At 34.8% G+C, this 23,289-nt stretch carries 21 protein-coding genes; 11 read left to right on the top strand and 10 right to left on the bottom strand.

All coding sequences use genetic code 11. The features are described from left to right. Positions 1-116 precede the first annotated feature (116 nt). From C1631_RS20385 to C1631_RS20370, 4 genes are all read left to right on the top strand, one after another. Positions 117-734: a DUF1684 domain-containing protein gene (locus C1631_RS20385; protein WP_109713912.1), complete on the top strand. Its 618-nt coding sequence runs from the start codon at positions 117-119 to the stop codon at positions 732-734. A gap of 2 nt (positions 735-736) precedes the next feature. Then, positions 737-1,210 carry a GNAT family N-acetyltransferase gene (locus tag C1631_RS20380; protein WP_103248828.1) on the top strand — a complete coding sequence of 158 codons (474 nt, stop codon included), beginning with the start codon at positions 737-739 and terminating at the stop codon, positions 1,208-1,210. 73 nt (positions 1,211-1,283) lie between these two features. Next, positions 1,284-2,093 carry a glucose 1-dehydrogenase gene (locus C1631_RS20375; protein ID WP_109713910.1) on the top strand — a complete coding sequence of 270 codons (810 nt, stop codon included), beginning with the start codon at positions 1,284-1,286 and terminating at the stop codon, positions 2,091-2,093. 36 nt (positions 2,094-2,129) lie between these two features. Next, positions 2,130-4,796, top strand: coding sequence for an MGH1-like glycoside hydrolase domain-containing protein (locus C1631_RS20370; RefSeq protein ID WP_109713908.1), 2,667 nt, complete (start codon positions 2,130-2,132; stop codon positions 4,794-4,796). Positions 4,797-4,883: 87 nt separating this feature from the next. Here C1631_RS20370 and recO read toward each other — a convergent pair whose 3' ends face one another. The 4 genes from recO to C1631_RS20350 are packed head-to-tail and all read right to left on the bottom strand — an operon-like array spanning position 4,884 to position 9,541. Beyond that, positions 4,884-5,570, bottom strand: a complete 687-nt coding sequence (gene recO, locus C1631_RS20365) for a DNA repair protein RecO (protein WP_109713906.1) — start codon at positions 5,568-5,570, stop codon at positions 4,884-4,886. Beyond that, positions 5,570-7,831 carry a type IX secretion system anionic LPS delivery protein PorZ gene (gene porZ / locus C1631_RS20360; RefSeq protein ID WP_185144685.1) on the bottom strand — a complete coding sequence of 754 codons (2,262 nt, stop codon included), beginning with the start codon at positions 7,829-7,831 and terminating at the stop codon, positions 5,570-5,572. The genes recO and porZ overlap by 1 nt, the downstream gene beginning before the upstream one ends. 1 nt (position 7,832) lies before the next feature. Next, positions 7,833-8,783 (bottom strand): bifunctional metallophosphatase/5'-nucleotidase, encoded by a 951-nt coding sequence (locus C1631_RS20355; RefSeq protein ID WP_103248625.1) that lies wholly within the window; start codon positions 8,781-8,783, stop codon positions 7,833-7,835. After that, positions 8,783-9,541: a 5'-nucleotidase C-terminal domain-containing protein gene (locus tag C1631_RS20350; RefSeq protein ID WP_103248626.1), complete on the bottom strand. Its 759-nt coding sequence runs from the start codon at positions 9,539-9,541 to the stop codon at positions 8,783-8,785. The genes C1631_RS20355 and C1631_RS20350 overlap by 1 nt, the downstream gene beginning before the upstream one ends. A 194-nt stretch (positions 9,542-9,735) precedes the next feature. Here C1631_RS20350 and dapA point away from each other — a divergent pair, with 194 nt between their 5' ends. The 4 genes from dapA to C1631_RS20330 all read left to right on the top strand — a co-directional run bounded on the left by dapA (position 9,736) and on the right by C1631_RS20330 (position 12,558). Beyond that, on the top strand, positions 9,736-10,608 hold the full coding sequence (dapA, locus tag C1631_RS20345; protein WP_103248627.1) for a 4-hydroxy-tetrahydrodipicolinate synthase: 873 nt from the start codon (positions 9,736-9,738) through the stop codon (positions 10,606-10,608). A 129-nt stretch (positions 10,609-10,737) separates the two neighbouring features. After that, the gene (locus C1631_RS20340) at positions 10,738-11,241 is read left to right on the top strand and encodes a GNAT family N-acetyltransferase (RefSeq protein ID WP_109713904.1); all 504 of its coding nucleotides are present in this window, start codon (positions 10,738-10,740) and stop codon (positions 11,239-11,241) included. 296 nt (positions 11,242-11,537) lie between these two features. After that, on the top strand, positions 11,538-12,119 hold the full coding sequence (locus tag C1631_RS20335) for a helix-turn-helix domain-containing protein (protein WP_109713902.1): 582 nt from the start codon (positions 11,538-11,540) through the stop codon (positions 12,117-12,119). Further along, complete coding sequence (locus C1631_RS20330; protein ID WP_103249570.1) at positions 12,112-12,558, top strand: response regulator; 447 nt, start codon at positions 12,112-12,114, stop codon at positions 12,556-12,558. Before C1631_RS20335 ends, C1631_RS20330 begins: the two co-directional genes overlap by 8 nt. 605 nt (positions 12,559-13,163) lie before the next feature. On the opposite strand, the gene recG is transcribed toward C1631_RS20330, so the two are convergent. The 6 genes from recG to C1631_RS20295 form a co-directional block, all read right to left on the bottom strand. Further along, a complete protein-coding gene (gene recG, locus C1631_RS20325) occupies positions 13,164-15,251 on the bottom strand; it encodes an ATP-dependent DNA helicase RecG (protein WP_109713900.1) in 2,088 nt (695 codons plus the stop codon). A gap of 134 nt (positions 15,252-15,385) precedes the next feature. Beyond that, positions 15,386-15,919 (bottom strand): thioredoxin family protein, encoded by a 534-nt coding sequence (locus tag C1631_RS20320; protein WP_109713898.1) that lies wholly within the window; start codon positions 15,917-15,919, stop codon positions 15,386-15,388. A 41-nt stretch (positions 15,920-15,960) separates the two neighbouring features. Beyond that, positions 15,961-17,436 (bottom strand): peptide MFS transporter, encoded by a 1,476-nt coding sequence (locus C1631_RS20315; RefSeq protein WP_109713896.1) that lies wholly within the window; start codon positions 17,434-17,436, stop codon positions 15,961-15,963. A 184-nt stretch (positions 17,437-17,620) separates the two neighbouring features. Beyond that, entirely contained in the window at positions 17,621-17,968 is a 348-nt protein-coding gene (locus C1631_RS20305; RefSeq protein WP_228441395.1) for a DUF1016 N-terminal domain-containing protein, read from the bottom strand. Positions 17,969-18,026: 58 nt separating this feature from the next. Next, the gene (locus C1631_RS20300) at positions 18,027-19,781 is read right to left on the bottom strand and encodes a peptide MFS transporter (RefSeq protein WP_109713892.1); all 1,755 of its coding nucleotides are present in this window, start codon (positions 19,779-19,781) and stop codon (positions 18,027-18,029) included. A gap of 133 nt (positions 19,782-19,914) precedes the next feature. Then, positions 19,915-21,570: a peptide MFS transporter gene (locus C1631_RS20295; RefSeq protein WP_109713890.1), complete on the bottom strand. Its 1,656-nt coding sequence runs from the start codon at positions 21,568-21,570 to the stop codon at positions 19,915-19,917. A 249-nt stretch (positions 21,571-21,819) separates the two neighbouring features. Here C1631_RS20295 and C1631_RS23865 point away from each other — a divergent pair, with 249 nt between their 5' ends. The 3 genes from C1631_RS23865 (at position 21,820) to C1631_RS20285 (ending at position 23,284) form a co-directional block, all read left to right on the top strand. Continuing rightward, complete coding sequence (locus C1631_RS23865) at positions 21,820-22,002, top strand: bacteriocin-like protein (RefSeq protein WP_123966747.1); 183 nt, start codon at positions 21,820-21,822, stop codon at positions 22,000-22,002. Between the two features lie 72 nt (positions 22,003-22,074). Further along, positions 22,075-22,902: a GLPGLI family protein gene (locus C1631_RS20290; RefSeq protein ID WP_109713888.1), complete on the top strand. Its 828-nt coding sequence runs from the start codon at positions 22,075-22,077 to the stop codon at positions 22,900-22,902. Between the two features lie 193 nt (positions 22,903-23,095). Further along, a complete protein-coding gene (locus C1631_RS20285) occupies positions 23,096-23,284 on the top strand; it encodes a hypothetical protein (protein WP_103247897.1) in 189 nt (62 codons plus the stop codon). The last annotated feature ends 5 nt before the right edge of the window (positions 23,285-23,289 follow it).

Here is a 23,289-nt window from a genome sequence, read left to right as displayed (position 1 = left end):
AAAGTATGCTAGATAAATGAAGCTGTCTTTTATTTAAAACAGATTATTACTTTTTATTACAATTTTAACGATGTTTCCGATGAAAAATTCATAGTTTTACTTATAATTTAAGATTCATGAAAAAATATATATTAATCCTTTTACTCCTGCCGCTATGGGCTTTTTCTCAAAAAATGGTTTCTCAGGAAGTAATGGATGTGAAAAAATTTCAGGACGAGCTCAATGAAGAATATCTGAATCCTAAAACGACACCTTTGCGAGGTGATAACTTTAAAAACTTTAAAGCTCATCCTTTTTTTCCGTTTGAACTTAAATATAGGATAACTGCTACATTTGTTAAAACAAAAGATCCAAAACCTTTCGAGCTGCCAACTTCTTCAGGAAAAACAAAGTCTTATAGAGAATATGGAAAAGCCACCTTTAACCTGGATGGAAAACCCTATACAGTGACCTTATATCAAAGCCTTGATTTGATTAAACAAGAAAAATACAAAAATTATCTTTTCCTTCCGTTCAGAGATTTAACCAATGAAAAAGAAACCTACGGAGGCGGAAAATATATGGACCTGCAAATCCCAAAAGGGAACACCATCTTGCTGGATTTTAATCAGTCTTATCAACCGTTTTGTGCTTATAATGCTTACGATTACAACTGTCCTATTGTTCCGGAAGAGAATAGACTTCCTGTAGAAATACGGGCCGGGGTAATGTATGAAGACATCTATCATCATTAATCATGATCAACTTACAGTTCTTTACTCAGGAAGATTTTTCCAGGCTCAACTATGCTTTGGATGAAAATCAGTCGCAGTTTGCTGCAACGGTGGAGCGAGCTCTGCTGAATATTGAAAGAAGAGAAGATAACGATGCATTTCCCATTACGATTATGAAGGACAATACGCCTGCAGGCTTTTTTGTGCTTGATTTTGGGGAAGATAAATTTGAATTGACCGATAATAAAGATTCTGTTTTAGTAAGATCATTATCTGTTAATCCTGAAATGCAAGGGACAGGAATTGGAAAAGGTGCTATGATGAAAGTAGATGATTTTGTCAGGGAAAATTTTCAAAACTGTAATGAAATTGTACTGGCTGTGAACCAGAGAAATGAATCTGCATACCATATTTACCTTGAAAACGGATATATTTATGAAGGTAAAACCAGGATAGGAAGAAGCGGACCCCAATACCTGATGTATAAAAAACTTTAATAAAATTTTAAAATCATAATTTCTTTACTGCTGATTTCTTTCCATAACTTTGAGTAACATCAAATTTCAAAATATGGAAATATCACTTCGTAATCAAGTGGCTGTAGTCACCGGAGCATCCAGTGGAATAGGTTCCGGAATTGCAAAATCTTTAGCAGAAGCAGGTGCTGTAGTTATTGTCAATCATTCCTCAGAAAGATCATTCGAAGAAGCAAAAGCTGTGCTGAAAGAAATTACAGAAGCAGGAGGGAACGGAATAACTTACGCTTGCGATGTATCCAAAGAAGATCAGGTCGTTAAAATGTTTCAGGATGTCGTTTCACAATTTGGAACAGTAGATATTCTGGTAAATAATGCCGGCGTGCAAAAGGATGCTAAATTCACGGAAATGACCCTTGATCAGTGGAATACAGTGATCGGGATCAATCTTACAGGTCAGTTTTTATGTGCCAGAGAAGCCATTAAAGAATTTTTACGCAGAGGTATAGATCCTTCACGATCCATTGCGTGTGGAAAAATTATTCATATCAGTTCAGTACATGAAATTATTCCATGGGCAGGACATGCCAATTATGCTGCAAGTAAAGGAGCAATCAGAATGCTCATGCAAACTCTGGCGCAGGAATATGGAGCCGATAAAATCCGTGTGAATTCTATTTGTCCCGGTGCTATTCAGACACCTATTAACAAAGATGCATGGAGTACGTCGGAAGCACTGAGCTCACTTCTTAACCTTATACCTTATAACAGAATCGGGCAACCGAAAGACATAGGAAGCCTTGCTGCATTCCTGGCCAGCGACCTTGCAGACTATATTACAGGAACCAGTATTTTTGTTGACGGGGGAATGACAACATTTGAAAGCTTTTCTACAGGGGGCTAAGAATTGCGTATTACTCATTACTTATAATTATTGCTTATGTCAGAAAAACAGAGAATTTCAGATGTATCATGGAAAAAGTGGGGTCCTTATGTAAGTAACCGCGAATGGGGGCTTGTACGTGAAGACTACAGCGAAAATGGAGATGCCTGGAATTATACCAGCCACGATACAGCAGAAGCCAAAACATACCGATGGGGTGAGGAGGGGATATGTGGAATCTGTGATGACCTTCAAAAGCTGGTATTCTCTGTAGGCTTCTGGAATAAAAAAGATAAAATGGTGAAGGAACGTTTCTTCGGTCTAACTAACGGACAGGGAAACCATGGAGAAGATGTAAAGGAATATTTTTATTATTTGGATTCTACTCCAACCCATTCTTATATGAAGATGTTGTACAAATATCCTCAAAACTATTTCCCTTACGAAGATCTGATAAAGATCAATGCAGAAAGAGGTAAAGAAGAACCTGAATATGAGCTTATTGATACCGGGATTTTTGATCATAATGAATATTTTGACATCTTCATTGAATATGCTAAAGAAAGTCAGAATGATATCCTGGTTAAGATAACCATTGTCAATAAATCTGAAAATGAAGCTTCTCTCGTCCTGCTACCTACTATTTGGTTCAGAAATACCTGGAATTGGGGCTATGATGATTATAAACCACAACTTTCGGGAGAAGAATCCACGCATATCAGAATAGATCATAAAGATCTTGAAATAAAAAACCTGTATGCAAAACAATCTTTAAAAACATTATTCTGTGACAATGAAACGAATAATCACAGATTGTATCAGTCTTCTAATGAGACGGAATACTGTAAGGATGGAATCAATCAGTTTATTCTTACCGGAAATTCTCAATCAGTTAATCCTAAAAATACAGGAACCAAAGCTTCTTTTTTTATTGATGAAGACTTTACAGGCAAGGAATCCAGGACGTTTGAATTTAGAATTACAGACAAAGACTTAAAAGAACCGTTTCGCGATTTTGATGCGATTTTTGATCTAAGAAGTAAGGAAGCAAATGAATTTTATACTGAAATCCAAAAAGGAATAGAATCAGAAGATGAGAAACTGGTACAACGGCAGGCATTTGCAGGAATGCTGTGGAATAAAATGTTCTATCATTACAATGTTGAAAAGTGGCTGAAAGGTGATCCGGCTGAAATACCCCCACCAAAATCCCGTGAAAAAATAAGGAATTATGACTGGAGACATCTGAATAATGAACATATTATTTCCATGCCTGATAAATGGGAGTATCCCTGGTATGCAACCTGGGATCTTGCATTTCACACCATAAGTTTTTCACTGATAGACCCTGATTTTGCCAAACATCAGTTAAAACTTTTCCTGTTTGAATGGTATATGCACCCTAACGGACAACTTCCGGCTTATGAATGGAATTTCAGTGATGTCAATCCTCCGGTTCATGCCTGGGCAGTATTCCGTGTATTCAAAATTGATGAGTATTTAAATGATAAACCCGATCTTGAATTTTTAGAAAGTGCTTTTCAGAAATTGTTGATGAATTTTACATGGTGGGTCAATAAAAAGGATCTCAACGGAAATAATATTTTTGAAGGTGGTTTTCTGGGATTGGATAATATCGGAGTATTTGATAGAAATACGACCCTTCCCAACGGTGAACAACTTGAGCAATCGGACGGAACAAGCTGGATGGCTATGTTTGCCCTGAATATGATGCGGATTGCTTTAGAATTGGCTTTATATAATAATGTATATGAAGAAATGGCGATGAAGTTTTTTGAACATTTTCTTTCTATTGCAAATTCATTAGATAATATGGGGGAAGAAAACTTCAGTCTATGGGATGAAGAAGATGAGTTCTTTTATGATGCTATTGCCTCCAGTGACGGAACCCATATGTATTTAAGAATGAGAACTATTGTAGGACTGATTCCTATGTTTGCTGTTGAGGTTATCGACGATGAGATGATTGAAAATCTTCCTAATTTTAAGAAAAGAATGAAATGGGTACTGGAAAATAAGCCGGAACTGGCATCTTTGGTTTCAAGATGGGAAGTCAAAGGTCAGGACTCCAAGCACCTGTTGTCTTTACTTCGTGGGCATCGTTTAAAAAGACTATTAAGCAGAATGTTGAATCCTGATGAATTTTTAAGTGAGTACGGAGTCCGGGCTCTGTCTAAGGAATATGAGAAAAATCCATACACGTTAAATCTTAATGATATTGATTATACGGTAAAATATACTCCTGCAGAAAGTGATAGCGGACTTTTTGGAGGAAACAGCAACTGGCGGGGACCTATCTGGTTTCCTATTAATTTTTTAATCATTGAAAGTCTTCAACGTTTTTTCTTTTATTACAGTCCTGATTTTCTTGTTGAATATCCCACCGGTAGTGGAAAATATTCAAACCTGGATCAGATTGCCAATTCTTTAAATAAAAGACTTTCTAATATTTTCTTGCAGGATGAAAATGGTAGGCGACCTGTTCATGGCCAATACGAGAGATTTCAGACCGATCGGGATTTTAAAGATTATATTTTATTTTATGAATATTTCCATGGAGATAACGGACGTGGGGTAGGAGCTTCTCATCAGACTGGATGGACGGGACTTATTGCTAAAATTCTGCAGCCCCGATTCTCACAAAAAGAAATTGCTGAATCTGAGACTGAGATGCCGGAAGATGCTGCAAATAAAAAAAGCTAAGAAGGCTGAGGTGATCGAGAATATTTATATTGATGGAAGCAGAAATCCTATAGCTGTTTTTATACTTTGCTCACTGGCTTTCTTACGCTATTCAAATATCTGTTGTATCACCTCTAATGATGTAGGTGTTTTAAAATCGGCAATATGATAATGATAATATACCAATAGACTGTCCAAAAAGTTTTTTCTTAAATGAGGATGGATCTTTGTCGCATATAGATTTTCGGTAGTAAGAATATGTTTCCATATCATCGAAACTTCTTCGTTGAACAATTGGTGAATGGGAGTTAGTGAAAAAGTTCCGGTTTCAGGGTCTAAAAAATTTCCTTCACCCCGTAAAGGAGCAACTCCCTGAATTTTTAAAACAGCCACCAGGAACAGTAAATGTGCCTGATAATTTTTATTCATTAACTCGGTAATAAAAGCATCAATACTTTGATAAATAGTAATGTTTTTATTTTCATATTTAAGAATCTGATTCAAAAAATCTGAAATGAAAAAAATGATTGTATTCGTTCTGATGTCAGTATAAATGTCATTGTTTTTTACCAGTTCAAATTTTGACACTGATGCTATTCCGTTTCCCCTTGCTAAGGTTACAGAAAAATTAAGTTGGTTTAAAGGTTGTAACAGGGCTTTCTTTTTATTCTTTTTAGAATAAATTCCTTTTAGAAAATATGTTTGAAAACCCTCTTCTTCTGTAAAACAATGCAATACCGCATCATTTTCACCATATTTGATAAATGAAAGTAAAAAACCGTTTTGCGAATTCATTAATTAACCACCCCTATTTTTGCTGTAGCTTTATCAGATCCGTCTTCGTTAGTCATCAGAACGAAATAAATTCCGGATGCTACTCTCACCCCTTTCTGGTTATTAAGATCCCATTCATAATACCCTCCTCTGGCCACAGCTGAATGCACCACATTTCCTGCAGCATCTGCGATTCTTATATTGGTCTTCTCTGCAAGACCTTTAATAGTTACCTTTCCTTTAAAGTTTGAATATACAACAGGGTTAGGGTACACCATTACATCTCCGAAATTAGAGGTTACATCGGAAACATCGCTCTGGTAGGTCACAATTCCGTTATAGGTAGCAAAATATACTTTTCCTGTCTTCTTATCTACTTTAATATCGGTAACGCTATTCGTAGGAAGAGGGGAGTTTTCCTTTGTGAAATGTTTAATGGTTTTCTGCCCGTCAGAAGAAAGATAATAAACACCCCCTCCATCAATAGAAACCCATTTGTAGTCTCCTCCATCTACTTCAATTTGAAGAATATTTGAATCTTTAAATAATTCTTCCGGGATACCATTTTGTTCAATAACTATAGCTTCCATTTTGGGTTTTGAAGACTTTATTTCTGAAGCTGCATTAGCCATTACTCTTAACCCGCTATCTGTCCCTATCCAGGCATCTCCGGACTTATCAAAAGCAACTGCCTGAGCACCAGCAGAACTGCTTGGGAGTCCATTGGGTTCTCCAAGGATGTAATCTGAATCGTCGGAAAGGTTTGTTGCATTTTTATAATCATATACCCAGAAATTATTGGTTCTTGGTAAAGGAACCCACAGCATACTTTCATGTAAAATGGGTTTTTGTACGCCGGTACTTGAAAGAACAATCTTTTTTAAAGTAAAATCATCGCTGGCTTTATCATAAATTCCCATAGCAGGATTTCCATCATTATCAAAACTAACAGAAACGAAAATATTATTCTGAGAATCTGTGGCAAGCCCTGTTGCTCTTCTTAAATACGGTTGAGCTCCTAAATTATAATACTTAACCAGTTCAAAATCTTTATTAGTAGCATTGTACTTCATTCTGTAAACCCCCTGATCTCTCATCGCATAATTGGTGAAAAATATTTCATTATTATCGAGAGGATTGAGTATAGCGTCAAGAACATTAATGTTTTCTCTGGGATTATTGATAAAGAAGGAAGAATAGAGCCATTCCGTGCCGTTAAAGTAATAGAAGCCGGGTTTTCTTGGGTTGTAAGCCGGATAATTAAAAGTTTCGGTTCTTGCTCCCGTAGAAACAAGTAGTCTGTTATTGTCATACAAATTTATTTTGTATGCATAGTTATAAAAGGGTCCTGATGGTTTATACGTGTTGTTCCCTTCGTCTTTTATCCCTGAAAATACTGTTCCTCCAAATACTTTTCCGCCTGCCATCAGGGCTGTATTACAGTCTTCACCGAGACTAATGGCATTCAAAGAAACGCCATTTGCTCCATACGTATATATCCTGTTGTCTGTAACGATAATATTGTCAGGAGTCATAACGATATCCTGGATGTTTGTAAAACTGGTTGGAAGCTGAGTTGGAGTACCATTATTAAATAAAAAAGCATTTGTAGCATTTGAGAAAACAATATCAGCTTCAGAGTCGATATGCTTAAAAGCTCCGGGAACATCTGTTGTCCATGTTGTGTATACCGGGAAAGTGGTATTCATTTCATGACTTTTTAAGCCTGTGTTGGTAACTGTGTACACTTTATTTCCAAAAATAACAGCCTCATTACTGGCCTGATAAACTCCGGCTTGCATGAAAAAAGTAGAATCTCCGAATTCCTTCTTTTTAAGATTGAATAGAGAAAGTCCATAACCTACAGAAATTACTGCCTGATCTCCGGTAATAGAAATATGATTGATCTTTTTACTTCCATTATAACCGGTTGCAATAGGAATGTCAACAATATATTTTATTTCGTCTGGAGTAATAACGTCCAAAGAACCGTTTTCGTAACCTATGAGACCTGTTTTAGTCTTTGGATTATAATCAAAAGCCGTTATTCCGACATTATGTAAACCGTTCGCTTTAGATAACTTCGTAACTTCTCCCGTTGATATGGTATAATAGAATATTCCACTTTCGGTTGCGGCTATTATTTTCCCATTGTCTTCTTTCATAGCCAAGACGTTGTTGTAGGAAAAAAGGTCTGCCCATTTTTTTGATGAAATAACCTGCGCTTTTGCCACCTGAAGAGCTGCTAAAATACCAAGAGAAATTATAGAAAGTTTTTTCATATTATGCTATTATACTGCTGTCGATTACCTGGTTGTTCCAGGAGATATGTTTTACATTTTTGTTTGTATCAAAATAGAAATCTATTCTACCCAAAAGAAGGCCAGCCCATCCGACTTGGTTGACAAGAACATTTTTGCCCTGTCTGTTAATGAATGTCTGAGGTTCCGGTAGAAATGTATGAGTATGGCCCCCTAAAATAATATCAATATTTTCTGTATTGGCAGCCAAAATTTTATCACTTATCTTGGTTGGTTCGTCTCCGTAATCGTAACCGATGTGAGAGAGACAAATAACGAGATCACATTGCTGTTCTTTCTTTAAGAAATTTGAATAGTGTTGTGCAACATCAATAGGATTAGAATACACTGTTTCTCCATATTGTTTTTTACCTACGAGACCATCCAATTGAATTCCTACTCCAAAGATTCCTACTTTGATTCCGTTTTTATTGAAAATCTTGTAAGGAGATGTCTTTCCGTCAAGGATTGTATTTTTAAAGTCGTAATTGGAACAGATAAAAGGGAATTTTGCATTAGGGAGAACCTTCAGAAATCCGTCTAATCCATTATCAAAATCATGATTTCCCATGGTGGAAGCATCGTATTTCATCATAGACATTAATTTGAATTCCAGCTCTCCGCCGAAAAAATTAAAATACGGAGTTCCCTGGAAAATATCTCCCGAATCAAGAAGTAAGACATTAGTTTCCTGATTTCTGATTTGCTGAATTAAATTTGCTCTTCTTGCAAACCCTCCCTGGTTAGGGTTTTTGGTATAGCTTGCATCGAAAGGCTCTATTCTGCTGTGTTGATCATTAGTATGAAGAATGGTCAGTTTGTTTGTGGATTTTAAATCAAGAATTTTTAATTCTTCCGCCATCATCATATTAGGAGCCATAGCTATTGCTAAAGATCCACTACCTATCACTTTTAAAAAACTTTTTCTATCCATTACTTTTTACCGATAAAATTTAAACGAACATCTGTAGCAGGAACTATTTCAGGATTCTTTTTGAAATATTCAATATATAAATCTCTGAGTTTAATTCCGGTAGGTATTGCTTCTCCTTTAGCAAAGAATTTCATATTATCACCTCCCAGCGCAAGATAATCTGAAGTAGCGATATAGTAATCTTTATTGGGATCTACTGCTTTTCCGTTAATTAAAGATTGGTTTAATTGTCCGTTTTTTGTTTCAATATATAGGTGAGAAACAGGATTATTTACCTGTGTTTTTGCATAATACTCAAAAAGACCAGGGAGATCTGTTCCCTTCATTTTTACAATGATCAATTCATTTTCAAAAGGCATCACTTCGAAAACGTTTTTCAACATAATGTCACCTTTTCCAATAGTTGTGCGAATTCCTCCAATATTAATTAAGGCAGCATCTACTCTTTGTTTAAGGTGGGTCTTTGTCCACTGATCCCCTCCTTCAAGGGTGTAGTCAGCTAAAAGGTTTCCCAGATTACTGTTATCCCCTTGTTTTGTGAGATCAGTACTGGTATGGGAGATTTTCTGATTCATCTCTCTGTCCAGTTTCTGCTTGTAGGGCTCAATAAATTTTACAAATTCCTCATCATTTTTTAGCTCATTATTAATAGAAATGTTTTTCTGGGTCTTTACATTTACAAGCTGCGGTGTAGAAGCAGTTTTGCATGCTGTAAGAGATGCCAGAGCAATTCCTATTAACAAGAATTTATTTTTCATATGCTGCAAATTATTATTATAAGATCATATGCAATCGCCGGTCATTCCGGTGTTTTTTACAAACAATTTTGTTGATAGCGATTTCATACTATCTTTTAGTATATGCAAATATAACTATATGTATAATAAAACATTATTATTTATTATAAATTCTTGGTGTAAATGATTAAATTTGACAAAAATAATTCGAACAGATGAGCATTTTAAAAGGAGTAGGTGTTGCATTGGTAACACCCTTTAATGAAGATTTATCCGTTGATTTCGATAGCTTAACAAAACTTGTTGAATATAATATCGAGAACGGTACCAATTATTTGGTAGTACTGGGAACTACGGCAGAGGCCGCTACGCTTTCTGATGAAGAGAAGAAACAGGTAATCGGGCATATCATTAAGGTGAATAATAAACGTCTTCCTCTTGTATTAGGAATTGGCGGTAACAATACCCTTGAAGTCAAGAAACAAATTGAAGAAGCAGATCTTTCTGCATTTGAAGCTGTACTTTCTGTATCCCCTTACTATAATAAACCTAATCAGGAAGGTCTTTACCAGCATTATAAAGCTTTAGCTTCTACAGGAAAAAATATCCTCATCTATAATGTTCCTTCAAGAACAGGGCAGAATGTTGAGGCGGATACAACTTTACGTCTTGCAAAAGAATTTCCGAATTTATTCATGATCAAGGAAGCTGCCCCTAACATTTTGCAATACTTTGATATCTTAAGAAAGAAACCTGAAGGATTCTCTCTTGTTTCAGGAGATGATGAGTATACTCTTCCTGTAACTTTAGCTGGAGGAGACGGAGTAATTTCTGTGATCGGGCAGGGGTATCCAAAGGAGTTTTCTACAATGGTACAACTGGCTTTTGAAGGAAAAGTGAAAGAAGCCTATGAAATCCACAACAAGTTAGTTGATATGACCCGTTTGATCTTTGCTGAAGGCAATCCTTGTGGTATAAAAGTCGTGCTGGCTGAAAAAGGGATCATTAAAAACTATCTCAGACTTCCTTTAGTACCCGCATCTGAAGCTCTTTATGCAAAAATTAAGGCAGAGATGAGCAAGATATAATTGCTGGCCTGTCGACAGTGGGTTTTACTCTTCACTCGTCAAACAAAATTTGCAATTCATTATTGAAAATATTGTAAAGTGAAAAGTGTATACTTTTCACTTTTTTTATTATTATAATACTATTTAATTATGAGATTAATAAAAGCAACCAAAGAAAGTATTCCCTTAATTCAAGATTTAGCTCGACGTTCATGGGAGAGTGCATATGCGGATATACTTTCTCTTGAACAAATGGATTATATGCTTTCTGAGATGTATTCAGAAAGTGAAATTACCAGCCAACTAGAAAATCCGGACTATCATTATTATTTGATTCTGGATGAAAATAGTGATTCATATGAGGGTTTTATTGGATATGAACACAATTATGAAGATCAAACAACAAAATTACATCGCATTTATTTAACTCCCGAAAGTAAAGGAAAGGGACTGGGAAAAAGCGCTCTTGAATTTTTAAATGAAAAGGTATCTCAACACGGAAATAAGAGAATTATTTTAAATGTTAATAAAAATAATGCAGCCAGAAATTTCTATGAATCCCAAGGATACAAGGTTTATGATGAGGGGGTATTTGATATAGGAAATGGTTTTGTAATGGATGATTTTCTGATGGAATTTCTAATTCACACCTGATTGACTTAAAATTCTGTAACTTTAAAATGTAATTCTATAACAAGTGATTTCTTTTTTTGGAGCATCTTTGCTCCAGAACCAAATCACTTATAATATAATACATTCATATGCTTGGTTTTGAGCTTTTTTAGCTTTTTATCAGTATATTTTTTTCATCCTTAGTGTTTAAATTCCTGTATTCTAGAATACAGGAGTTTTTTTTTCTATAATTATGTTAAAAAAAATATATTTCTATTTCACATTCAATTGAAATAAATCATTATATTTACTAAAAAATTGGCTTATTTATTACTAGGATGAAAATGTATGTAAAATTTGATTTCAATGCCCTTTGTAAAAAGGTATTGGACGAAAAACTTAAAGAGCACGGGCTGAAATATCGGCTGCTGAACTTCGGTGAGGTAGAGTTCTATGAGCCCTTTACGCAAGAGCAGCATAATCTTTTCAAGAAAAATCTTGGAGATTATGGGATCGAGATCATAGAAAGCCAAAAAACGGCTTTGGTACAGAAAATAAAAGATGCTATCGTTGAACTTGTTTTTTCCGAAGAGATTATTCCTGTAAAAGCATCTATCTATATTTCTGAAAAACTAAATCACAGCTACGGATATTTGTCCAACCTGTTTTCTGAAGTAGCTTACACCTCCATTGAGAATTTTATTATTCTGCAAAAAATTGAACATGCAAAAGCTTTAATTATTAGAAACAAACACAGTCTTACTGAAATTGCTCATAAGTTGAATTACTCCAGTGTAGCTCATCTGAGCACGCAGTTTAAAAATACAACAGGAATTACTCCATCCCAGTTTCAAAAAATCATAGGAAAAAGAAGAAGAGCCCAAAGCACGGTAATAAATCCTAAAATGCAGTATGAATAAAGAATTCCTTAACGTAATAGTAACAGATAACGATGAAAACACTTTAATTTTTTTTAAAAATATATTCAAAGAGCTAAAAATCTCAATAAAAATTCAATGCTTCAATACAGGAAGTAGGATGATGGAGTATTTGAATAATGAAGATGCAGTGGTTCCTGAAATTGCTTTTATTCAATATTCAATTTCTGACAAAAACAGCATGGAGTGTATTGAGGAATTTAAATCAAATCCAAAATTCAATAATATGGTGACTGCTATATTTTCTGATCAGCTTTCTGAAAATGAGATTGAAGATATTTTTGTAGCCGGTGCCAATATTTATATGAAAAGACCTGAAGATTTTAAGAGTTTAAAGAAGGTCCTTACCGATATTATTACAATTAATTGGCAATATCACACTTCAGGATTAAATAAAGATAATTTCATCCTGAAAATATGATGAATTGAAAGTTTATATATTTTCGTTTTTTATTCATATTGGATAATATTTCATGCATACTATTCACACAAAAGTGAAAATTTTATAATTAATTATTGAAATGATATAAAAAAAAATCAATTAATATTCTGACATTTGTAATCATAAAATCAGTGACACAAATTTGACCATATACGAAAATACAGATGAATGAAAAGTAATTGTTTCTGCAAACAAAGAATTAAATAAATCACGATGTTAGCAAACAAAATGAATTATATTAATTTCCAATTTTAAAGCATAGAAGATCTTTAAACAAAACGGTACAATCATGAAAACTTAAGAGTGTTGGAGACTTTTTTATTCGTTTCATTCCCTCGTCTTCACCTCTGAACAGTTAGTTTTTATAATAAGCAAGTTGGAAAAATAATTCATTTTGTTTTTTAAATTTATTTTAATAGTGGCGGCCTTACACCTATTCAAATAGTATATATATATTTTCACACCACATCACAAAATATTAAGCCTAAACTATTAAAATAAATTTTTTAGGAAGATTAAAAGTAATTTCTTCTAAATAACAGTTTTATAAGGGGACCGCAGGAAAAATTTTTTCTGCGGTTTTTTTATGAAATTTTACTCCATTTATTTTTTCCTTTGTAGTACCTGAGATAATAGTTCTTGATCAGTAAATTATCTGGTCTTACCAGTAAGGGATCTGCTTCTAAAATCTTTTCAACCGTATTTTTTGTTGTTTTAATAATGACGGAATCTTTGATAAGATCCAGTCTTTTAAAATCTACAACACCACTTTGCTGTGTCCCCAAAATATCTCCGGGACCACGAAGCTGCATATCAACTTCAGAGATTTTAAAACCGTCGTTGGTTTCAGTCATTGTACGAATTCTGGTTCTGCTTTCTTTAGATAATTTATCAGAGGTCATCAAAATACAATAGCTTTGCTCAGCACCTCTTCCTACCCGTCCTCTAAGCTGATGAAGCTGAGAAAGACCAAACCTTTCCGAACTTTCTATTACCATTACTGAGGCATTAGGAACATTTACACCCACTTCAATAACTGTTGTAGCGACCATAATTTCTGCTTTTCCCGACGCAAAATAGGCCATAGCAGCATCCTTTTCATTCGGTTTCATTTTACCGTGTAGCATTGTTACATTATATTCTGAAAAATAATCCATAACGTGCTCCAGGCCTTCCATAAGATTCCTGTAATCTAAAGTTTCAGATTCTTCAATAAGCGGATATACAAAATAAATCTGTCTGCCTTTTTTAATTTCATCCTTGCAGAAATTATAAACATATAGCCTGTCTTTTTCACGCCTATGAGCTGTGATAATAGCCTTTCTTCCTACCGGCATCTCATCAATTACCGAGACATCAAGATCAGAATAGAAACTCATTGCAAGAGTTCTTGGGATAGGCGTAGCGGTCATCACCAGAATATGCGGTGGAATTTTATTTTTAGCCCAAAGCTTTGCTCGTTGTGCCACTCCAAATCTATGCTGCTCATCAATAATTGCCAGTCCCAGATTTTTAAACTTAACCTTATCTTCCAGGACCGCATGAGTTCCCACTAGAATAGAAAGGGTACCGTTTTCAAGCTCCTCATGAATAATTCGTCTTTCTGCCGCTTTCGTAGAACCAGTCAAAAGGCGGATATTGATTTGCGTATTTTCTAATAATTCCTTAATGCCATTATAGTGTTGCTGGGCAAGAATTTCCGTAGGAGCCATCAGACAACTCTGAAATCCGTTATCCATGGCAATAAGCATGGTAAGTAAGGCGACCATAGTTTTCCCCGAACCTACATCTCCTTGCAGAAGCCTGTTCATTTGTATAGGCTTTTTCATATCCATGCGGATCTCCTTTAAGACCCTTTTCTGGGCATTGGTGAGTTCAAAAGGAAGATGGTTTTCATAGAACCCATTGAAATGATCACCTATAATGGGAAACGGATTACCAAATGATTGTGTTTTATGATGAAGCTTTTTCAGGCCGTAGCCCAACTGAAAAAAGAAGGACTCTTCAAATTTTAGTCTGTAATCGGCTTTTTGAAAATGTTCCATATCTTTAGGAAAGTGTACATTCAGAAAGGCATGCTGTCTTGAGATGAATTTAAAAGTTTTCATCATATATTCCGGAAAATTTTCTTCGATCAGATTAGGAATTTCTTTACAGATATTTCTTAATGCATTCTGAAAAAATTTTTGGCTTAATCCTCTCTTTGTTAACTTTTCGGAACTCGGGTAAATAGGCTTCAACCGATGATCGCTTTCTTTATTTTCTTCCACTTCAATTTCAGGATGAGGCATAGAAAACTGTCGGTTAAAGACATTAATCTTCCCAAAGATATACACTTCACGGTTGATCGGGATTTGCTCTTTCAGCCATTTTGAGTACTGAAACCATACCAGATCCATACTGCCGGTTTCATCGTTGAATTTTGCAGAAAGTCTTTTTGTCTTCCCGGTCTGAATTTCCTGTACTTGTGTGATTTTTCCTTTCAGTTGTATTTCAACGCTTGTTTCCTCATGAAGCTGAGAGGTCTTATAGACTTTGCTTTTATCCAGATACCGTATAGGGTAGAAGTTCAGCATATCTTCTACGGTGGAAAGTCCCAATACACTTTTAATGAGTTTGGCTCTTTCCGGACCTATTCCTTTTACGTATTCTATGGAGGTTTCTAAAGTCATTTTTTATCTGAGATCCGTGATTCCGGATCTTATTTTTTTGAATGGAAAAACAAAGGTTCGAATTTCGGGAAAATAAAAAAGACTTCCAAAAAAATGGAAGTCTGATTTTTATAAGGTAAGCAGAAGTTTGCCTGTTAATCTTTTATTTTAGATTTAAATTTCTTTTGGTAATCTTCCCATTGTTCTCTGGTTTTGATCTTTTTAAATAAATCTTTTGAGATCAGTTCAAGATAAGGCTCAAGCTCTTTGGCAGATAATTCTCCCTGAAGAATGGTAATAGGATCACCATGCTCATCCAGAAAAACAGTACTTGGAACTGCTCCTACATTCATATATTGAGTAAACTCGTGCAAAGAATTTCTTCCTTTTTTATGCTCAGTATCATGATTGGAAAATGTTCTTCCAAAGATATTGTATGATTTTTTCTCTTCAGCATTGAACTTTACAGGGTAATAATTGTCATTCAGAATTTGTGCAAGAACAGGATGCCCATATGTTTTTTTATCCATGATTTTGCACGGGGCGCACCAGTCTGCGTAGAAATCTATGAGGATTTTCTTTGGACTTACTTTTTGCGCTTTTAACGCTTCATCAATCGTCATCCATTTAACCTGTGCAAAGCTAAAATTTAATATGAATAAGAGAATTATGCTTAAAATTTTCTTCATAATTTGATATTTGTATAAAAATAAGCATAATTACTTATTTTTTATTTTACATCCTGCATTAATTTTTTTACGAGTGAAGAAAGCAATATTAATACCACTCCTGCAACTAAAGCATAAATACCCAAGGTTTTATACCCGTCTGTGTAAGCCAGCAATTTGCTCATATTGGTATTTCCTGTATTAGATTCAGATAGACTTGCTCCGATTTTTCCCGCAGCAAACTGTCCGAATGCGCTTGCTAAAAACCATAATCCCATCATCATTCCAAACATTTTTTTAGGAGATAGCTTAGTAATGATAGACATACCTATCGGACCTAAACATAATTCTCCAAAAGTAATGACAAGCCATGTGAAGGTAAATAAATTAAGTGAGGATTTTCCGTCAGCACCGGCAAAATATCTTAAACTATAGAACAAGAAGAATCCCGCTGCCAGAAATAAAAATCCAATCCCAAATTTATTGATTGTATTAGGTTCAAGCTTCTTTTTGTTTAAACCTACCCAAGCTAATCCGATAAGAGGACTGAAGATGATGATAAAGAACGAATTGGCACTATTATTAATTACATTAGGATCCATGCCAAATCCTAGTAAATTGTGTACAAGGTTATCTTTTGCAAATAAAGATAGAGATCCGCCACTTTGTTCATAAATAGAATTGAAAACAAAATACATGAATATAAATATAAATGCTGCAATCAGTTTCTTTTGATATGAAGAAGTTTGCTTTAAAGTTTCCATTATGAAATAGCCTACAGCTGCAATACCAATCAGGTACATGAAATAGTCTGTAAAGCTTGTATTTTTAACCATGATGAAAATAAGGGGCATGCTTAATAATGCACCAATGTATACCAGAACTTCGCGTAATGTTCTCTTTGATTTGGGAATGAATTGTAACGGAGAATCACCAATAGGGCCTAACGTCTTTCTGGTGGCAAAAAAAGTAATTAAACCTAAAACCATTACAATGGCAGCAGCCAGGAAACACCATGACCACGAATGATATTTTCCCAGATAAACACATAAAGCGCCACCTAGAAGTCCGCCAATATTAATTCCAGCATAGAAAAGGCCGTATCCTGCATCTCTTCTAGGGTCATCCTCTTTGTAAAGTTCACCTACCATAGAAGAAATATTAGGTTTGAAGAACCCTGTGCCAATAATAGAACAAGTAATTCCCAAGTAGAAGAAGTCATGTGGAGAAAGTGCGATAATCAGATTCCCGACAGCCATAATAATTCCTCCAAAAACAAGAGACTTTTTAAATCCTAAAATTTTATCGGCAAAAATTCCTCCAATAAATGTAAAGGCATAAATGAAAGCCTGTATGGCTCCATATTGTAAATTGGCTTTGTCTTCCAACAATCCCAATTGATCTACCATAAAAATAGTAAGGACGCCGCGCATCCCATAAAAACAGAAACGTTCCCACATTTCTATTGTGAATAAGGTCCAAAGTTGCTTTGGATATTTGCCTTTAAAGTCTTGTATTTCTTCTAAAGTTAAGCTCATAGCACTGTATGATTAAGTTTTTAATTAAGGGTTTTTATTTTCCTGATCCAGTTCAAAACGAATTCTGTCCTGATCAGTAATTTGTTTTAGTTCTTCTTCTTTCGGGAGGTACAGCAGGTATTTGCCGGTGAATAAATTATTTTTATCATTGAGTGCTGAGTATTTTACAATAGTCTTGTTTTTTTCAGAGTATAAGAGAATTCCGGTGCCTTATTAATAATCTATAATGAGTCCAGCTTAATTCGTGACGCACTGCATCACATATTGAAAAAGAACGCATATTCCTTAGATTACTTTCATCAAACTCTTTTCCAAATTCTAAGGTAAGTTTTTGAGAAAGATTCTTTAACATATATTCTCCGTATTCAGCACGTTCTTTGCCTTGTTGTTCATCTTCAACAATAAACTGTCCAATAATTTTCCAGTAGGTAAGCAGTAGGGTAGAATTCGCTATCCGAAAAACTTTTTCGCACGACTGCTTAATAATTTCCTTTACGGATTGGAATAAAAAATCTTCGGAAATTTCCATCATACGAAAGTAAAAAAAACCTCTGACTTAGCAGAGGTTTTTTCATATTTTGTTAATGCTATTAGTTGACACCGTGCATCATTTTCTTTAAAACAGGTGAAAGTAAACCTAAGATTACAGAAGCAATACCACAAAGTACAACGAATACCATGAAGAAATCAAATAGATTATGAATTTCAAACCCGGCAAAAGTAGGGTTATGTAATGGCAATTGAGCTTTGTCGAAAGCTGCTATCTGATCTGCTGTTAAGGTTACTTTTTTATCCAAAACATCCTGAAGATTCACTCCTAACTCCTGTGCTTTAGTAAATTTATCACCTGTTGCAGGGATCAAAGCTCCTAATGAACCTGCCAAAGCATATCCTGCGGCATTGGAAATGAAGAAAACACCATATAATAATGAAGCGAATCTTTTTGGAGCTAATTTACCTACCAGTGATAATCCGATTGGAGATAAACAAAGTTCCCCACACGTTTGGATAAAGTATAAAAGCATTAACCATTTTATAGCCAATAGACCTGAGTTTCCTAAATCTTTTACATTATGTGCTATAATAAAATAACTTAAAGCTATTAATGCAAGTCCCATTGCCTGTTTGAAAGGAGATACAGGCTCTTTTCCTTTTGCTCTTAGCTTATCCCAACATAAACTGAAAGGAACTGCCAGCAGAACTACGAAAATTCCGTTAAAGATCTGAACCATTGAAGGAGGCATATTCCATCCGAAAATATTTCTATCGGTTTGGTTATCTGCAATAAATGTTAATGAAGAACCTGCCTGTTCGAAAGCGGCCCAGAAAAAGATAATAAAGAATGAAACAATATAAATTACCCAGATTCTTTGTCTTTCAATTTTGTTCTCAGCAGAACTCATAATAAGGAAGGCTAGGGCAATACCCGCTGCATAAATAAAAGGATAAATAATTCCTTTGATCAGTTGCCCCATTTCTACAGCCTTAAATCCAATTTCTCCTACCAATAAATATCGGAAAGCGAAGAATAAAATAATAAATATAGCTCCGGTAACTCCTAAAGATATTCCTGAGAATTTTGCTGTCTGGGATTCTCCCTCTTCAAAATCCGCACTGGTATTATTTTTAGGTAATCCTCCGATAGGTCTTCCTTCAGGGGTTACTACATATTTATTTTTAAGAATAAAGAATGTTATAGTTCCGATTACCATTGCAATAGAAGCCGCTAAGAAGCCCCACTTGAAGGCGAAAATATCTCTTACGCCCGTTGTTGCATCTTTTACATCACCTACATAAGGACAGATAAACTGCCCAAGGAATGCTCCGATGTTGATCCCCATATAGAAAATGGTAAATGCAGAGTCCAGTTTAGACTTTTCCTGTTTTGGATAAAGGCTTCCCACCATTGAGGAAATGTTTGGTTTGAAGAATCCATTACCAAAAATGATAACAAATAAAGCCAACCACATAATAAGCTTAGCACTTCCAAGATCCGCAGAGAACGTAGAGGCACTGATGAATAATAAAAACTGTCCAATTGCCATAAGGGATCCCCCTACAATAATTGCAAATCTGTTTCCGATATATTTATCAGCAATAAAACCTCCCAAAAGCGGGGTCAGATAACATAAAGCTAAAAATCCACCATAGATGATTGCAGCATCAGCTTCTTTTATTAATAAGGAATTTACCATAAAAAGCGTCAAAAGCGCTCTCATTCCATAAAAGTTGAAACGCTCCCACATTTCCGTTCCGAAAAGAACCCATAATCCCTTTGGATGTCTGGAATTCTTATTCTCCACAAATTCATCCGGTTTCGGACTTAATGCTTCAATATTATCCATTTCTATTGTTAATTTTTGTTAAGACTGACAAATATAGTTTATTTTGGGTTTTTGACAAGTTTTTAATTTTATTTTTAAACAAAAAAGCCACGGAACCAGTCCGCAGCTCGATATTTGTTATCAATATAAAGGATTAATGCCCTTTTTCCTTCATGATTTTATTTAATCTTTTTAACATAGAAAGACCTAATAGCGTAGCAAATATTAACAAACCGAAATTTACAAGGAAATAATTCGTTTTGCTTTCATAATTATACCATGTACTTGCCAGAATTCCTGAAAGCTTGTTTCCTACAGAATTGGCAAGGAAGAAACCTCCCATCATCAATGCGGTAATTCTTGCAGGTGAAAGTTTGGAAACAAAAGAAAGCCCCATTGGTGAAAGGCATAGTTCCCCAATGGTGATTACTCCATAACTGGCAACCAGCCACAATGGAGAAACTTTTACAGCACCATTGTCTCCGGCTATTACTGCCAACACCATTACCAGACAGGATAAACCTGAAATAAATAAACCTAACACAATTTTTGTAGGTGTTAAAGGTTCTTTTCCTTTTCTTCGTAAAAGTGCCCAGAATCCGACAATCACTGGAGTCAGTGCAATTACCCAGAACGGATTAATAGACTGGAAAAGTTCAGTATTATACAGGTATACCTTACTTTCCGGATTTTTTTCTAAGGCAGCACGTTGTTCAGCAGATATATTTTTAAAATAAACATCTTTACCTGTTTCCTTTTTTGTATCTCCGTTGTCATCCTTTTGAGATCTGAACTGATTGTCATAAACAGGTGTTTCTTTATCTTCATAGCTCTTGCCGTCCACCATATAAATTCCTTCCAATGGTTTTTCCAGGGAAGCAGGAACACTTCTGTCTGTATAATAATTTGCCCATCTCGTTAATGCAGTACCATTTTGTTTGAAAACCGCCCAGAAGAACATACTGATCAAAAATACAGATAGCAATGCGCCAATAGATGCTTTTTCATCTGGTTTGGCTTTAAAATAAAGAGAAGCATAAAAATAAATAACAGGAATACACGCAAAAATAAAGGCGTCTGTACTATCACTTCCGAAAATATTGTTAGGAATAAACCAACCAATTGCCCCGGCAGCGATAGCAGGAACGAATACTTTGATCAGAATTTCAGAAAGCTTGGTATCTCCTTCCTGTACAGGTTTCATCTGTGCAGCATGAATATAATGCTTCCTTCCGATTGTGAAAATTACCATTCCAATCAGCATCCCTACTCCGGCAGTGATGAACGCTTCACCCCATCCGAATTTATTACGCATAAAAGCAGCAATAATGTTACAGATAAATGCTCCGATATTGATCCCCATATAGAAAATATTATATCCGGAATCTTTATTGGCTTTGTAAGGCTCCTCAGAGTAGAGGTTTCCTAAAAGAGTTGAAATAGTGGGTTTAAAGAAACCGTTTCCTATAATAATTAACGCCAAAGAAGAGTAAAATAATGGCAAATCCTTAAAAATTCCCATACCTATATATCCTGCTGCCATTAAAAAACCGCCCAGATAAATAGATTTGATATATCCTAAAATTCTGTCTGCCAAAAATCCTCCGATGAAAGGAGTGAGGTAAGTCAGCGCAATATAAGTTCCGAAAATGTCATCAGCTGTTTTGTCAGGTAGTCCAAGCCCTCCTTTCATACCAGTTGGCTCAATAACATACAAAACAAAGATTCCAAGAATCAGGTAGTACCCGAAACGCTCCCACATCTCTGTGAAAAAGAGAAAGGGCAGCCCTTTAGGATGTTTAGTCTTCATATAATCAATTTTCAAATTTCCCAAAAATAGGTTTTTAATTTCAATTGATAAAATAAATAATTCTTTCGTAAACGATTAATGAAATGAATAAAAATATAAAGTCAGATTAACTTTTTGCGTGTTAAAATTAACGTGTACAATTTGCAAATAAATAAGATGCATAAAATGTACATGTTTAATTCTCTTTGATGTGATATTTGTCGTCTATTTTCGGTGGTGTCAATAGTGCAAATAATAAAAAACATTGTTATGAAAAATTTAAAAAAACTTTCGAGAAAAAGACTTGGAAATGTAAAGGGTGGTGATGAGGGATGTTCTTATAAATGCTGCTCGGATAGAAACCCTCAAATATGCAGCGGTTCAGTGACGGTTCCTATAGAACAATCGGGGAGTGTTTCTTGCTCTTCAGGATCACATTTAGTAGCAGTTTAATTTTGAATGAATGTTAATCTATACAGCTAATAATTTTTATTGGCTGTATTTTTTATTTCTACAGTCATAAATATGAAAAATATTATACTATACATGTTCATTTTTACACATGTTTTACACGCTCAGAGTAAAAGATTTATTTATGAATATAAATATGTTCCGGATTCAACGGATAAAGCAAATATACTTAGAGATCTGATGTTTTTGGATATAACAAATCACGAATCATTGTTTTACAGTCAATATAAGTATAGTGAAGATTCTATATCAATTGCAGAAGCAAAAAAAGGAAAATTTTATATTCCAAAAGCAGATATAATGTATAAAATAGAAAAAAAAGCAAGTAAAGTTTTTTTTAAAACGATTGATTATGGCATTGGAAAAATAAAAGTAGAAGATAATCGAAAAATAAATTGGGAAATTCTTCCTGACAAAGAAAAGATAGGAAAATTTACAGCGCAGAAAGCAAAATGTAGTTTTGGTGGAAGAAAATGGACAGCATGGTTTACTGTTGATCTTCCAATTCAGGATGGTCCTTATAAATTTAATGGACTTCCTGGCTTAATCGTGAAGATTGAAGACTCTACGAATAGCCATAAATTTGAGTTAGTTGGTATCAAAAATATTGAAAAAGATATTCAATATCCTGAGTTATCTGCAAGATCTGACGAGCTATACTTAACACAGGAAAAATTTATTGAATTGTTTAAAAAATACAGAAAAGATCCGGCTGCTGAAACCAGAAGGTTATATATGATGGGTAGGATTCCGGACCAGAAAGATACTTCTGGGAATTCTCGGACAGGTTTGGAAATTGTAAGGGAAGTAGATATACAAGCAAAGGAAAGAATTAAAAAAGATAATAACATTATTGAGATCGACTTGTTGGAATACAAATAAATCTTCTGAAATAAGTATAAAGTTTTAATTCAAACCGAACTTTCCCTTATTAAAATTAACGTGTACAATTTTAATACATATTGCAAATAGCTATTTGTACACAAAATACGCAATTTTAATTCTCTTTATTGTGACATTTGTTGTCTAGTTTCGGTGATGTCAATAATGGCAAATAATTATTTAAAAAAACATCATGAAAAAAATTGATTTAAAAAAATTGAAAGGAAGCTTGTCCAGAGATGAGCAGAGAATGATTAAAGGAGGCTATATAAAGCCCGATAATGGCGGAAGTATGGGATGTGCCTGTACGAATGCAGCATGTGCAAATACCCATAATGGTAATGGAGATTCGTATTGCAATGGTACTTTTTGTTGTGGATAATAAAT

It is taken from the genome of Chryseobacterium phosphatilyticum, from assembly GCF_002899825.2.
Taxonomy (GTDB): Bacteria; Bacteroidota; Bacteroidia; order Flavobacteriales; family Weeksellaceae; genus Chryseobacterium; species Chryseobacterium phosphatilyticum.
Note: the sequence above shows the minus strand (reverse complement) of the source record. Positions and strands in the feature narration are given on the sequence as shown.